The 12,878-nt window shown below is 58.2% G+C and carries 13 protein-coding genes and 2 pseudogenes; 6 read left to right on the top strand and 9 right to left on the bottom strand.

The features are described from left to right. Window positions 1–652 precede the first annotated feature (652 nt). Window positions 653–1,447 carry a porin family protein gene (locus IVB13_RS04790; RefSeq protein ID WP_247487959.1) on the bottom strand — a complete coding sequence of 265 codons (795 nt, stop codon included), beginning with the start codon at window positions 1,445–1,447 and terminating at the stop codon, window positions 653–655. Between the two features lie 104 nt (window positions 1,448–1,551). Between IVB13_RS04790 and IVB13_RS04785 the strand changes: the two genes are divergently transcribed. The 3 genes from IVB13_RS04785 (at window position 1,552) to IVB13_RS04775 (ending at window position 3,589) form a co-directional block, all read left to right on the top strand. Next, window positions 1,552–2,178 carry a transcriptional regulator gene (locus IVB13_RS04785; protein ID WP_247456761.1) on the top strand — a complete coding sequence of 209 codons (627 nt, stop codon included), beginning with the start codon at window positions 1,552–1,554 and terminating at the stop codon, window positions 2,176–2,178. Window positions 2,179–2,183: 5 nt separating this feature from the next. Continuing rightward, window positions 2,184–2,363: a hypothetical protein gene (locus IVB13_RS04780; RefSeq protein WP_247456760.1), complete on the top strand. Its 180-nt coding sequence runs from the start codon at window positions 2,184–2,186 to the stop codon at window positions 2,361–2,363. A 527-nt stretch (window positions 2,364–2,890) separates the two neighbouring features. After that, complete coding sequence (locus tag IVB13_RS04775) at window positions 2,891–3,589, top strand: outer membrane beta-barrel protein (protein ID WP_247487957.1); 699 nt, start codon at window positions 2,891–2,893, stop codon at window positions 3,587–3,589. 103 nt (window positions 3,590–3,692) lie between these two features. On the opposite strand, the gene IVB13_RS04770 is transcribed toward IVB13_RS04775, so the two are convergent. From IVB13_RS04770 to IVB13_RS04755, 4 genes and pseudogenes are all read right to left on the bottom strand, one after another. Beyond that, entirely contained in the window at window positions 3,693–3,941 is a 249-nt protein-coding gene (locus IVB13_RS04770) for a hypothetical protein (RefSeq protein WP_247456759.1), read from the bottom strand. A 149-nt stretch (window positions 3,942–4,090) separates the two neighbouring features. Then, on the bottom strand, window positions 4,091–4,420 hold the full coding sequence (locus tag IVB13_RS04765) for a hypothetical protein (protein WP_247338221.1): 330 nt from the start codon (window positions 4,418–4,420) through the stop codon (window positions 4,091–4,093). A gap of 812 nt (window positions 4,421–5,232) precedes the next feature. Next, window positions 5,233–5,793: an HAD family hydrolase gene (locus tag IVB13_RS04760; protein WP_247456758.1), complete on the bottom strand. Its 561-nt coding sequence runs from the start codon at window positions 5,791–5,793 to the stop codon at window positions 5,233–5,235. Window positions 5,794–5,875: 82 nt separating this feature from the next. Then, a pseudogene (locus IVB13_RS04755) lies at window positions 5,876–6,034 on the bottom strand (endonuclease); the annotation flags it as partial. A gap of 196 nt (window positions 6,035–6,230) precedes the next feature. Here IVB13_RS04755 and IVB13_RS04750 point away from each other — a divergent pair. The 3 genes and pseudogenes from IVB13_RS04750 (at window position 6,231) to IVB13_RS04740 (ending at window position 8,734) form a co-directional block, all read left to right on the top strand. Continuing rightward, a pseudogene (locus IVB13_RS04750) lies at window positions 6,231–6,717 on the top strand (HAD-IIIA family hydrolase). Window positions 6,718–6,889: 172 nt separating this feature from the next. Continuing rightward, window positions 6,890–7,783 (top strand): NAD-dependent epimerase/dehydratase family protein, encoded by an 894-nt coding sequence (locus IVB13_RS04745; protein ID WP_247487955.1) that lies wholly within the window; start codon window positions 6,890–6,892, stop codon window positions 7,781–7,783. 786 nt (window positions 7,784–8,569) lie between these two features. Further along, window positions 8,570–8,734, top strand: coding sequence for a hypothetical protein (locus IVB13_RS04740; RefSeq protein ID WP_247456756.1), 165 nt, complete (start codon window positions 8,570–8,572; stop codon window positions 8,732–8,734). A gap of 243 nt (window positions 8,735–8,977) precedes the next feature. On the opposite strand, the gene IVB13_RS04735 is transcribed toward IVB13_RS04740, so the two are convergent. The 4 genes from IVB13_RS04735 to IVB13_RS04720 form a co-directional block, all read right to left on the bottom strand. Beyond that, entirely contained in the window at window positions 8,978–10,075 is a 1,098-nt protein-coding gene (locus IVB13_RS04735) for a DegT/DnrJ/EryC1/StrS family aminotransferase (protein WP_247456755.1), read from the bottom strand. Between the two features lie 18 nt (window positions 10,076–10,093). After that, window positions 10,094–10,558 carry an acyltransferase gene (locus IVB13_RS04730; protein WP_247456754.1) on the bottom strand — a complete coding sequence of 155 codons (465 nt, stop codon included), beginning with the start codon at window positions 10,556–10,558 and terminating at the stop codon, window positions 10,094–10,096. Beyond that, entirely contained in the window at window positions 10,555–11,616 is a 1,062-nt protein-coding gene (locus IVB13_RS04725) for a Gfo/Idh/MocA family oxidoreductase (protein ID WP_247456753.1), read from the bottom strand. Before IVB13_RS04725 ends, IVB13_RS04730 begins: the two co-directional genes overlap by 4 nt. 228 nt (window positions 11,617–11,844) lie before the next feature. Then, on the bottom strand, window positions 11,845–12,861 hold the full coding sequence (locus IVB13_RS04720) for an NAD-dependent epimerase (protein ID WP_247456867.1): 1,017 nt from the start codon (window positions 12,859–12,861) through the stop codon (window positions 11,845–11,847). Between the last annotated feature and the right edge of the window lie 17 nt (window positions 12,862–12,878).

Raw genomic sequence — 12,878 nt, 5'->3', positions numbered from 1 at the left:
ATCACGATGCTCTGGAATGGGTGATCACGATGGCCTGGAATCGGTGATCACGATCGGCTGGAACACGCAAAAAGCCTGAGTAATTTTGAAATTACCTCAGAAAATTGGCTTCGTTTTGCAGAAAAAGCAGCTTCGGCATTGCGTCTGGAAGCCGGCATCATCGAGAACTTCATCGTGCCGAACAGGAACGAGAATGGTGGTCGCGCTTGGGAATCGAGCCGATTGAGCCGGCACGCCACTTTTGGCTCACAACTCACCCATCAATTAGGTCAGCGTGACTTGAAGGGGCAGAGCAGATCAAACCGCCACGTTGTTACGATCAAGCCAAGCTGAGCTGCTGCCGGTTTGATGGACACCGGGTTAAGCTAATCCGCACGCGGTGTTCAGCTCATCGGCTAGCTTAGCAGGTGGGATGCGTCGAGGCGACCAGCTTTGCGAGCATCGCAAGATCGGCTGAGAGATGGAGCAGGCCAGGACCGACCCAGCTTGCCGTCGTGCGAAGGAGCCGTCGCCTGCCCCCGTGAGGTTGAGCTTGGCGCAAATGGCCATCAGTATGGTCGCATACTCCCCTCAGATCCGGACCACACGCTACAAACCACAAAAAAGCCCCGGACGGATGCCCGGGGCTTTGATGTCTGAAGTGGGTTACGGATCAGTACTTCGCGACGACCGGACCGGTCCAGTTGAAGCGGTAGACCAGCGAGGTCGAGATCGTCTGGTTCCAGCTATTGGCACGAATGCTGTTGATGAGCGGCGCGTTGCTGCCATCCAAGAGCTCGGTTTGGGTCTTGGCGTTGTAGAAGGCCGAACGATACTCGGTCTTCATGAACCAGCCGGGCGACTGGATGCCGAAGATGTTCAGGTTGTTCTCGACGCCGCCGCCGATGAACCAGCCGTGACGGTCGTAGCTGGAGAGATGGATACCGGACGGATTGCCGGCGAGGTCGGTGAAGTTGGTCTGGCCGAAGTGGGCGCCGGAGTAGCCGCCGTTGACGTAGGAGAGAACGTTCGGAGCGACCAGCCAGCCGAGGCGAACACCAGCAGCCCACGAGGTTTCAAGCTTCTGATTGCCAGTGAGCGCGCCGGTGCCAACACCGATCGGATCCTGGATGGTGGAACGGATGCTGCCGAACTGAGCGTCCCCGAACACACCGGCGACCCAGGTGCCGCTGAACTGCCAGTCATAACCGGCGCCGACCGTGCCAAACCAGCCGGAGCCGCCCTGACGCTGAGTGATCGTCAACGGCGTGCCCGTGGCCGTATCCACGATGCTCTGGTCAGCATTGGAGAGGCCGCCGCCGCCACCACCGAACAGATAGAAGCCGGTCCAGCTGGCGACGGGAGCCGGCATCGGCGCCTTCACGTAGGGACGCGCGCCAAGGTCAGCAGCTGAGGCTGAACCCGTCATCGCCGCGATCGCGGTGAGAGCAAACCAAATCTTCTTCATCACAAAAATCCCCAAGCGGTGTGCGTCGACGTCTTAGGTAATCTATCCCAAGCGGCCCAAAATGCTGTAACCCGAGGGCCACAGTGACGGGCAATCGATGGGCGATGCTGACTAGCAACAAGGCAATCCTGGCTGACTTTTTCCGCGATAATCCAGCGGCCATTGCCCCTTATCTATCTGAAACGATGAAAGAAAACGACTTTGACGCCGCGAGGACGGGTCTCAGTCTGGTTATGCAGGCTCAAAACGTGCAGATGCTGGCGCGGGACGCTGGTCTAAGACGGGATGCCCTGTACAGAACATTCGGGGGGCGAATCGACCCTCAGCTCAGCCGAATCCTGAGGCTTTTTGATGCGCTTAACGTGCAGGCCTGCGTGGTGCGGGCGGATCCATCTGAGGTGCAGAGTGCACCGAGCTGGACGGCCCCCGATGCGTTCGAAGGGTTCGCAAAGCGACTAACGCAAGGCTTCGCCAGCAACCGCTTCGAGGAGGCAGTCCTTGCATTGAAAGAAGTTGTGCTGTCCCAGAATGTCTCCGCCCTGGCGCGGGAGGCCGGGATCGAGCGAAGATCGATGTACAAGACATTCGGGGGCGCCGTGGATCCAAATCTCAGCCGAATTTTGAAGGTCCTCGCGGCAATGCAGCTTCGGCTGCTTGTCGTTCCGCTTCCGCACAGATCAGGACTACCACGACCCAAACTTGGTCGGCCGCCAAAAGCTCCAAAAGCCTAAAATGCATGAGCGTTATTCTATGCTTTGAGCTCGCGTCCATCGCCCTGGCCTGCGTCAATCCGCGCTATTTGCAGTTCGCCGTGATTGCTCAGGTTGACGGCGTGTTATCCTACCTCGGATTCGAGAGCGGGATCATCATGGGTTTGCTGCCGGCGGCGCTGGGCAACACCTTTCTCGTGTTCTAACTCGTGCTTGATCTTTGCCGCGGCGAACGTGGATTTCATTTCCCGAAGCTTGCCTGGCTTGGCTTCACCGTGTCGCCTGGAGGATTGCTGAGCTATTTAGTGCTCTCAGGTAGCGGGTGGACCATATCCCCCGCGTACTTGATTGCCACGGGTCTTGCCACGGCCATGACGGTGCGGCTCCTTAAAGAGTCGCAGCGCGCCTCGGCCAGTTCCTAAGATGCAGAGGTCTGACGTTGCGCAAGCCTCGAGTCGCCTTTCAGACCAGGCAGCGCGACGTCCGCTTTGGGCCGCAGCGACGGCAAGGTTCCAATCAATCAACTGGCGAAGCCTTACTCGCTTGATCTTCGCAAGCGCGGAGTGACAGCGATTGAACGCGGAATATTCCGCAATCAAGCGCCGTTGCCTGCGGTCGTGCGCGAAAAGGGTGCTGCTTCAGCATTCTAGTCCGCTGTGTGCCTGCCGCGCTACAGCAAATTCGGTGAGTTGGGGTAGCGTCTGACACAGCTTTGAAAGCTGAGAGAGTCGAAATGAAAAAGTTCCTTCTAGCTACCGTCGCTTTTGCCGCCCTAGCGGGTACGGCATCGGCAGCTGATATGGCCGCGCGTCCTTACACCAAAGCCCCAGCGATGGAGGCCTCGCCGATTTACAACTGGACCGGCTTTTACATCGGCGGTCACGTCGGTGGCGCATTCGGTGGCAACAACAACATTCTGGCCCCCGGCTTCACCGGCACCAACAGCAACGATGGTGTGTTCATGGGCGGCGCGCAGGTCGGTTACGACCATCAGTTCTCACCGAACTGGGTGCTGGGCATTGAAGCGAACTACAGCTTCCTCGACACCAATGACAATCCCTTCGTCAACCGTGGGCTCGGTTCGGTCACCGGTCGCCTTGGCTACACCTGGGGTCCGGCGATGGTGTACGTCAAAGGCGGTTATGCCTGGGCTGACTCCCGCCTTACGAACGGCTTCGAAGGCGGCACCTTCACCAACAACGGAGGTGGTCGCGACGGCTACACCGTTGGCGGTGGTCTCGAATACATGTTCGCCCAGAACTGGTCGGGCAAGGTCGAATACCAGTACTACGACTTCGGCACGCGGAACGCTCTTTTCACCAGCGCCGCGGGTGTTGTTACCGCCATCGGCTTCCGCAATGACGAGCACACCATCAAGGCCGGCCTGAACTACCGGTTCAATTGGGGCGCTGCCTCGGCTTCTCGTTACTGACGGCTTAACACAGTCACATAATCTACCTAAAGGGCCAGCCATACGGACTGGCCCTTTCTCTAAGCCGGATGCTTCAAAACTCAAGCTATCGAAGCTATTGCCATCACGCTTCAGTTTGCTTGCTGCGGGAGCTGCGGTTGTCATCAATCACAGCGGTCACGCCATCGATGAAGGCTTGACACTCAGCGTGGGTCTTGAAAGTGCCCTTGTACTTCCCGAATAGGAAGACGGTTCGGCCGTGACCCTTTCCGAAAAAGTATTGGCCGACATGTCCGCCCCCTTCGTCTTTGAGCTCAATGCTACCAAGGCTTTGCACTGACTTGAGGTCTGTCTCGGGTAGCTTGATCCGCACATGGGTCTCCGCGATTCAGGCCGGCTCCGAAATCCTATCAAGAACTGCGTGGAGTTCACACTGAGAGGCAGACCGGGCAGTCGCCTCTTAGGACGGACCGCGCATCGAAGGAATGTAGTGGCAGAACGTAAACCGGCGAATCTAACAGATCAGCGCTTTGCCGCGTTACCAGCCAATTCCATCGCTAGATCCAGAGCTGCAACTCCAATTTGATCTGAAGAATTAGATTTGCAGCGCCGGTCCATCCAAGCAACGATCGCGGAGAAATCGCCGCCGCCGACAATGTCCCTCTCGGCACTCACGTTTAGGCCGCTGACGAAGCCCACGACCCAGGATTCAAAGGCTGCCTTCACGACTAAGTTCTTCTTCCTATTCAACCAGGCGGTACAAGATTGCGAGCCCGCGCCCACGATCGTTGATCCGGCGTTCAGCGACGTCGGCAAGAGTAGCATCATCACGATGGCAAGCGCTCGTCTCATCTCTTCCTCGATCGAAAACGGCTACTTCCAAGGAGGCTCTATCTGTTGCTTTGCCCGACGGCGCAAGCTCAGTTTCAATTTTCTCGATGCGCCTGCGTATGGCGATCAACACTTCTACGGCCGATCGCTATCTCAGGCTAGAATCCGGCCAGTGAGGAATCTCATCGGCACGGCGGGATCGACGCAAGCGATGCCGCACCATCGCGTAGAGCACAAACAGGCCGATGGTGATCGCGACCAGCCAGCAGTGGGAAAATGTAGTTCATGTAGACTCCAAGACTTTGAAATACTAGCAGCTCGTCCACTCGGCGCGACGCTCCCCGGCCTGAGACCCTACACTGCCAATGTCCTACTCAGCTCAAGGTTCTCATTCGGCATTCCGCTTCAGTTTGAGCCCCCGCCTCTGCCGCGAGAGAGCAACCTTCTCAGACCGTTCCAAGCTCTACAAATATCTCATTTGCTTTGGTTCCGCGCCTTCGATCACCGCCAAGATCAGAATTAACCTAAGAGCTCGCAGGCGATCCTGGCGACTCCCAGCTTGAGCCAAATCTTGAACTGCGACATCCATGTCCGTACCTTTTAAGTCTTTTGCAAGGACTGCATCGAAGCCAGAACCGACGGGTTCGTCCCAACGAGATAGGCCATGCCGATAGGCGTTGCAGCTCGATGCTGCTTCGCCAGCGCTTGTTTGCGGCCCGGTACTCCTCGCTGCGTTTGCGCGATTGGCTTCGATTGTCGTCTTGACGCCAACTTGCCTCCTTGATTTCTCTATTTAGCAATTGAGCATTCCGGTTCTTGCAAAGTCCACGACCTCAATCCTCGGTTTCGGCCCCTCCGCGTTTCGGCGGTGACTGATCCGGGGGATATGACGGATCCGTCAACAATGGGGCAATGAACGTATGGAGGTTTGATCCATCAAACAGATAAGCTGCAATTCCGACAGCTTCCGCCGCATCAAGATCGCTCTGCTTGTCGCCGATCATAAAGCTCGCATCGATATCCACTGAGTACCGCTCAAGGAGGGCTCTGATCATCCCCGGCTGCGGCTTACGACAGCTGCAGAGGATACGGTAACGCTCGATCAGGCCATCGGGGTGATGTGGGCAGAATTCGAACGCATCGATACGGGCACCAACGATAGCAAGTTCACGCGACATCCATTCGTGCAGATTGCGAACATGCCGCTCCTTGTAAAACCCCCTCGCGATTCCTGATTGGTTGGTGACGACAAACGCAAGATACCCGGCGTCATTGACTGCTTTGACGGCCTGCTGGGCTCCTTCCACCCACCGGATCTTGCCCGGATCAAAAGCATAGCCATCGTCCTCGTTCAGAACGCCATCACGATCGAAAAATACTGCCGGACGCTTCAAATCTCACAGGCCCAAGTTGGATCAATACCCCCCATCTTCCGACAATCACGGCTTGATTTCAACAATTCATCCACCGACTGTCCGAGATGGTTTGTCCTGTCGAGCGTTGGTACCAGGCGCGATTGAGGACCTCTGTTATCGTGCCGAGCTGGACGATGAGATTATCCGAGAGATCTTCTGGCGCGAGCTCTCCACGTTTCTCTTGCCAAAGGCGGATGAGCTTGTCCTGATCTTCACCTATGCATTCAATGGAAAAAACTGCACCAGAACCATCCGGGATCAAACACCTAGACCGCTGCGACCTCCACATTTTTTTTAAGGCCAGACTGCAGCGCCGACTAAGAAATGTTCGCCCGGGCAGAACCATAGCGCTACGGATTACCGGAGAAGCCGTACAACGCTTGGGAAGCCAACGCTCTGAACGCGATGAGCCCCGCATTACACTGAGCCCCGCACCATTTCTGGACCGCCACGCTCATCAATCATGACGACGGCTACGTAGGTACACAGGACCGAATACAATGCATGCCGAACGCTGCCAAGGCGATGCAACGTCTCAACCAAGCCGGTGCTCTGGTATTTTTGTTCATCATTCAGTCCGGCATGGCACGAGGCTTTGTAGCGAAGATGAATTACGCGCCTTACATGAACGGATGCGTGCAAAACCTGCTGCGCAAGTCGCCTCATCGACGACATCAGATACTGCCCTCATCATCCCGCCAGATCGGTTGCAGGCTACCTCGAACACCATCATTGGCGAAAACCGAACCCTGGCATAATCCACGACCTGATGGAACATTGGCAGCTGCAGCGTAATGGCGGGGTTTTGTGATCGGTGACCGAGCAAGCGATACCGATGCCGCGGCGGCCGCGGGATTGCCAGGTTTTCTGTTCCCGGGTGGCGACCTGGACACATCCTTGTAGATGTTCTTCTTCGAATCAATTTGCGCTAAAACCCGAGTAGGCGGGAAGGTTCCGGCATAGATCAAGTTAGCGCCCCTTTGCACGTCGCGCGCTCAACGCGACCTCCCGGCTTGACTTGATAGCTTTGCGAATGGCAGCACCGTAAGTGGCGTCGAAAGTCGTAAGTACCCATATGAATGATCGAACCAATGTACTCGTGACCGGCGCCGATGGCTTCATCGGACGACATCTCGTGCCTTATCTCGCGTCGCTGGGCTTCATGGTGATCGCTGCGTCCAGGAAGGCTTCCGCTTACAAACACGCGAACATCGTCACCGTTCGCCTCCCCGATATATCCGCGGCCTTCGATTGGGACCCTCTGCTGCAGGAGTGCGACGCAGTCGTCCACCTCGCGGGAATTGCACACAAATTCGCTAACGATGCCCTTTATGAGCGCGTCAATTATCGAGCAACTGAAGCGCTGGCTAACGCGGTATTTCTGCGGGGCAAGCATCTGGTTTTTATCTCATCGATCGCGGCACAGTCTGGCGCATCGTCGGATCACGAATTAACCGAAGATGGCCTGCCTAGCCCGACCAATGGTTATGGACGATCAAAGCTCGCGGCCGAACAGAGTATCCGCGCTACAGGAGTGTCTTTCACGATTTTGCGCCCCGTGGTCATTTACGGCAGCGGTGAAAAAGGCAACTTTGCAATGATCCACAACCTGGCGCGCTTCCCGATACCCCTCCCATTTGGAGCGTTAACGGCCAAACGATCAATATTGTCGATTGAAAATTTCAATTCCGCTGTCGCCACAGTTCTTGTGAATTCCCGCGCGCGTGGCGAAACATTCATCGTATCGGATCCCGCACCTCTTACGGTTTCTGAAATTATTTTGCAGTACCGAACCAACCTAGGCCGTTCGGCCTTGCTCCTCCCAATTCCCGAAAGATGGATTGAACTGGCGTTTAAGGCTATTGGTCGGAACGAAACTTGGCAGCGGATCGGGCAACCCCTTGTGGCACCGCCAACAAAGCTGCTCGCGCTTGGCTGGGAGCCCGTGGTCCTAAACAATCCGCTTTGACAATCAAGCTGGAGTTGACCGCGACGTAAGGAATTGCCCCGTGCTCTGTTGAACTTTATGAAGCAGTCGTTGCCGTGAATGACGTTAAGCGGCCATCGCAATTTGGACAAGAGCGCGATTGTTGATCTCCTTTTCGTAGTGAGCGGCCACCGACCCGCAGGCCGGCAGTTGCTTGGAGGCTTTGAGCCTACGAAGGCCTTTCTTTGCTTCGTTCGTGGCCGCAGCGATCCAGCGCAAAGGCATCGAGACGAATGGAATGGATCCGTGTTTGGGATCACGGCTAAGATGGAAATCGGCCGCTCGGATTGCTAACTAGATGGAGCGGATGATGACGAAAAGGACGAGACGGAGGATTGATGTAGCGCTGAAGGCCAAGATTCCCTAGGAGGCGGTGCTAGAGCAAGCGACGGTCGCCGATTTGGCCCAGCGAGGTTCACCCGAGGATGAGCACGCCGGACCGTCACAGACTGCTCGATCGCGGCGACGAAAGCGCTGTCGTCCGGACCTCTTTGCTAAAAAAATCCCGCTCCTCCGATGTTGGCGTAGAGGTCCTCCACCTTTTTCTCCGCCGCCCTTTGGGCGTCGAGGCCAACATTCGCATCGAAAGCGCGCGCCGCATGCCCTAGAAGTTGCTTCTTCCAGGTAGATCAAGTGAAGACACTAGTTAGGTCTTCCTAATGAGTCAGTTCAAATGGATCAGCGGCGCGCGAGAAGCGATCAGGCTCGATAAATGCAGCCGATTACTATATCTTTGTCGTTACAAACCAGTCAGGCGTTGCCAGAGGCATGTACGACGAAGAGAGCGTGCGGTCACTGCACAAGCGGATGAGCGATCATGTTGCGAAGGTTGGAGGTCGCATCGATGATTTCGAGTATTGCCCCTATCATCCAGAAGCTGTCATCAAACGTACCGATGCAATAGCCGCCGGCGCAAGCCGGAGCCCGGAATGATTGAAGATCTGCTACATCGCTTTTCAATAAACAAAAAAAGTTTTATGCCGGTGATAAACTGACCGATCTGGATGCCCACGACCTGGGGGCGTTGGTGGACACCTCTGCTCAGCTCGCGATCTAGCGGAATTTAGAAGGCGTCCTGCGCCTGAACAATAGTTAATGAGCCGTTGCAGTATCACCGCTTCGAAACGCCGCCCGAGCGTCAGACCGCGACATAATCTTCAAGATCTCAATGGCCAGCTAAAAGCTGCGAACCAGATCGATCACCTCATCCTGCTGCTGAGGCGTGATCTCGGCGAACATCGGCAACGAGAGAATCTGGCCCTGGTCGCGATGCGCGTTCGGGAACTGCTCCGCACGATGATCGAAGCGCGCATAGGCTGCGAGGAAAGGCAGCGCGATCGGATAGTTGATCGCGGTCTGCACGCCACTGACGTTCAGATGCGCGGCCAGAGCGTCGCGGCGCGGGTGCTTGATCGTGTAGAGATGGTAGACGTGACTGCGCCCGGGCGCGACTTCCGGCACTACGACGTCTTGGATCTGGTTTAGGCCAGCATCGTAGATCTTCGCAGCGGCCTGCCGGGCTTGGGTCCATGCGGCGAGATGCGGCAGCTTGGCCGACAGAATTGCGGCCTGCATGCCGTCCAGACGGCTATTGATGCCCTCGATGCGGTGTTGATGCTTCACCAGCCCGCCATGGCGCGCCAACATCGCCATCTGCTCCGCGAGCGCGGCATTATTGGTCACGACGGCTCCGGCATCGCCCATCGCGCCGAGGTTCTTGCCAGGGTAGAACGAATAGGTCGCGGCCTCGCCGAACGAGCCGACCATGCGGCCCTTGTAGCGCGCGAGATGAGCCTGGGCGCAGTCCTCGATCACCCAGAGCTTGTGCTTCTGCGCGATCGCCATGATGGCGTCCATGTCCGCGGGCTGGCCGTACAGATGGACCGGGATGATGCCGACCGTGCGCGGCGTGATCGCCGCCTCGATCGCAGCCGGGTCGATCGTGAACGTCGCATCGTCGGTATCGCAGAACACAACGGTAGCGCCGGAATGGGTGATCATCGCCGCGGTCGATATCCAGGAATGCGCCGTCGTGATCACCTCGTCACCCGGCCGCACCTTCAGCGCACGCATGGCGAGGTAGAGCGCGTCGGTGCCGTTGGCGCAGGACACGCAATGGGCGACTTCCGCAGCCGCTGCGAATTCGCGCTCGAAGGCGTCGACATAACTGCCGCGAATGAAGGCGTTGTCACGGATCACCCCGGCGATCGCACCGTCGATCTCGCTCTTGATGGACTGGTATTGCAGTTGCAGGTCGGCATACGGCACAGCCATCGATATTCCCCTGTTGCCCTATTGGCTCGCCAGCTGGCGCGCCGGATTGCCGGCATAGGTGCCGGGCGTCGTGATATCCTTGGTCACCACCGATCCCGCGCCGATGACGACGTCATCGGCGATTCTGACCGGCATGATCGTTGCGTTGGAGCCGATCGACACCCGATTGCCGATCACCGTCTCGCGCCACAGCTCCTTGCGTCCGCGTGCCGGGCCGCCGGTGGAGAACGTGTCGTTGACGAACATCACACCGTGCCCGACGAAGCAGTCTTCACCGATGGTCACCAGCTCGCAGATGAAGGCATGCGATTGCACGCGGGTGCGCGCCCCGACGACCACGCCCTTCTGGATTTCGGTGAAGGGCCCGACGAAGCAATCGTCGCCGAGCTTGCAGCCATAGAGGTTGCAGGGCTCAACGATCTTGACGCGTTCGCCGAACGCGACATCGCGCACGCTGGCCTGATGCACCTCAGGCCGGTTCACGAAACGACACCCAGCCGGCTCATGCGCGGCATGAAGCGCAGCGCAACTTCCTCGCCGGTCTCGATCGACTCATAGAGTGCCGAGATCAGCTCCAGGCTCTTGCGGCCCTCGAGCCCGTCGACGAGCGCCGCACGCTGGTTCTCCAAGCAATCGACCACGTGATGATAATAGGCCTGATGGCCGAAGCCGTAGACGTTGGGCGGGTTGACCGAGAACTTCTCCACGACGTCCTTGTCCGACGGCAGCTCCTTGATGAAACGCCAGTGCCGGATCTGGTTGACCGCGAAACCTGAAATCTCGACCGTCCCCTTTTCGCCGAGGATCGACAGCGAGCCCTCGAGGTCGGTCGGCCGGGCCGCCGTGGTCGCCTCGATGATCCCGAGCGCGCCGTTGCGGAACTTCAGCGTCGCGACGGCGGTGTCCTCGGTCTCGATGTTAGCCAGCGCCGTCGCCGCGCGCGCATGCACGCTCACGACGTCTCCGAAAAACCATTCCAGCATGTCGACATGGTGGCTGGCCTGATTGGTCAGCACGCCGCCATCATAGGCCCAGGTGCCGCGCCAATCGTCCTGGTCGTAATAGCCCTGGTCGCGGCACCAGCGCACCCGGACCGTCCCCAGGATGAGCTTGCCGAAGCGGCCGGCATCGAGCGCCTCGCGCGCCTTGACCACCGGCACATTGAAGCGGTTCTGCTTGACGATGAACATCTTGACGCCGGCCTCGTCGCAGGCCCGGATCATGTCGTCGGCATCCTGCAGCCGCAGCGCCATCGGCTTCTCGACCACGACGTGCTTGCCGGCTTTGGCGCAGGCGATCACATGCGCGGGATGCAGCCCGCTCGGCGTCAGCACGGCGACGGCGTCGATATCCTTTCGCCCAAGGAACTCGTCCATGTCGTAATGGGCCGGGACGCCGAACTTGCCGGCGACCGCATCAGCACGCGCGCAAATCGGATCGCAGACCGCAACCAGGCTCGCTCCTCCGATGTGATTGCCACCCAGGAGATCGGAATGACGCTTGGCGATACGCCCGCACCCGAGCAGGCCAAATCTGATCATGCACAGGCCCTGTCTTGTCTCGTGCCCGGCCGTTGCCGCCAGCCGAAGAGCCGAAGGAACACACGGCCTTGCGAGCCGCAACATACCGTTCCATTACTCAGAAAACCCGGGATAAAGCAAGGCCATGCGCCGATCAGGCAGCGGATGGCGCGACGATCCCACCATGTTCGTCACAGGCCGGTAGGGAGCGAGCTCGATCCGCGGCCGACCGCGCGCGTCGGCCGCCCGTCAAATCTTGTGGTACTCGCGGTACCACTTGATGAATCGCGCGATCCCGTCCTCGATGCTGGTCGCAGGCCGAAATCCGATGTCCCGCGCCAGATCTTCGATATCGGCATACGTCGCCGGCACGTCGCCGGGCTGCATCGGCAACAATTCCTTGATCGCTGTCCGGCCGAGCTCTTTCTCCAGCACCGAAACGACGTGCAGGAGCTCCTCGGGGTTATTGTTGCCGATATTGTAGATCTTCCAAGGCGCCCTGCTGCTGGAAGGATCGGGCGCGGTGGTGGCCGGGATTGAATTGCGTTGAGGTGGACGCCCCATGAGACGGATGATCGCTTCGGCGATATCGTCGACAAAGGTGAAGTCACGCCGCATGTCACCATTGTTGAACAATTTGATCGGCTCGCCGCTCAAGATCGCCTTTGCGAAGATGAACATGGCCATGTCCGGACGGCCCCATGGACCATAGACGGTAAAGAACCGCAGTCCCGTGGCGGGGATGCCGTACAGATGGCTGTACGAGTGCGCCATCAGCTCATTGGCCTTCTTCGACGCGGCATACAGGCTGACCGGATGATCGACATTGTCGTGCACGGAGAAGGGCAGCTTTGTATTGCTGCCATAGACCGACGACGACGACGCAAATAGCAGGTGTCCGGATCCGTTGTGGCGACAGCCTTCAAGAATATTGATGAAGCCTTCCAGGTTTGCATCCACATAAGCGTGTGGATGCTCCAGCGAATAGCGCACGCCAGCCTGGGCGGCGAGATGGACAACCACCGGAAAGCGATACTCGGCAAAGAGCGACTTGATGCCCGCGCGGTTGGTCAGATCGAGCTTCACGAAAGTGAAGTTCGGGTCGCGCCTCAGGATCTCGAGACGCGCTTCTTTCAGACGAGGATCGTAATAGTCGTTGACGATGTCCAGGCCAACGACCTTGCGGCCTGCCGCCAGCAGGCGCTGGGCAACATGAAAACCGATGAACCCGGCAGCTCCGGTGACCAGTGGTGTATCGTGCATCATCGCGTTCTCAGCCATTG

This window comes from Bradyrhizobium sp. 17 (genome assembly GCF_023073515.1).
Taxonomy (GTDB): domain Bacteria; phylum Pseudomonadota; class Alphaproteobacteria; order Rhizobiales; family Xanthobacteraceae; genus Bradyrhizobium; species Bradyrhizobium canariense_D.
This window is presented reverse-complemented; position numbering and strand designations above follow the sequence as displayed.